This window comes from Cryobacterium sp. MLB-32 (assembly GCF_000738085.1).
Taxonomy (GTDB): Bacteria; Actinomycetota; Actinomycetes; order Actinomycetales; family Microbacteriaceae; genus Cryobacterium.
On record NZ_JPRS01000771.1, the window covers coordinates 1 to 981 of the forward strand.

General features: G+C 63.3%; 1 protein-coding gene. It reads left to right on the plus strand.

All coding sequences use genetic code 11. The annotated features are described in order from the left end of the window. A partial coding sequence (locus tag JF66_RS21305) for an HNH endonuclease signature motif containing protein (protein WP_156110004.1) occupies positions 1–924 on the plus strand: 924 nt, incomplete at its 5' end. Positions 925–981 lie beyond the last annotated feature (57 nt).

A 981-nucleotide genomic window follows, 5' to 3' on the forward strand; every position in this document is an offset into this window, starting at 1 on the left:
GCGGCGGAGAAGGAACTGGTGGAGTTCGCGGCGACCAACCCGGTGGACTCGGTGCGGAAACTGTCGGTGCGCTACCGCGATGCTCTCGACGTCGACGGCGTCGAACCGCGCGAGGAGGTGCTCGTCTCACGGCGGGCTCTGACCCGGCTGGTGCAGCCGAACGGCATGAAACGCTACATTCTCGACGCCGACCCGGTGTCAGCCGCGTTCCTCGACACCGCCATTGACGGGATGGTCAGTGCGGAACTGCGCAAGCCACGGTTTGAAGCGAAGGAAGACCCCGACGGGTGCGGTGACAACCACGAGATCATCGGCGACGGCCGCACAATGCCGCAGCTGAACTTCGATGCCTTCGTCGATATCGTGCGCCACGCGCTGTCCTGTAAAGAGGGACTGGGTGCGCTTGATCACACGACGATCATCGTGCGGATGTCCCTTGAATCCCTGCAGACCGGCCTCGGTGAGGCCCAGCTCGACGGGATCGAGCAGCCGATCTCGGCGTTCACGGCCAGGAAGATGGCCGCGGAGGCGTGTCTCATTCCGATGGTCCTCGGCGGCAAGAGCGAGGTACTCGATTTCGGGCTTGGGAAGCGGCTCTTCACCCGGGCGCAGAAGCTCGCGGCGATCGAAAGGGACGGCGGCTGTGCCACCGCCGGATGTAACCGGCCGCCGAGTTATGCCGAAGGCCACCACATCATTTGGTACAAATCGCAGGACGGGCCGACGGATCAATCGAACATTCTGATGCTTTGCAGTGCTTGCCATCACAGGATCCACCGCGAAGGGTGGGGCATCATCGTCAAAGACAACGTCGTGTACTTCATCCCGCCCGCTACCGTCGATCCGAAGAGAACTCCGCGTCGCGGCGGACGCCCACCGGTACCGACACCGAAAGGCCACGACGGCCCGCACTACAAGAGCTAGACACAGCGTGCTCGTGTCGGCTCGCGCAGTCTCGATCTCGAGAAGCTAGATCCAAGC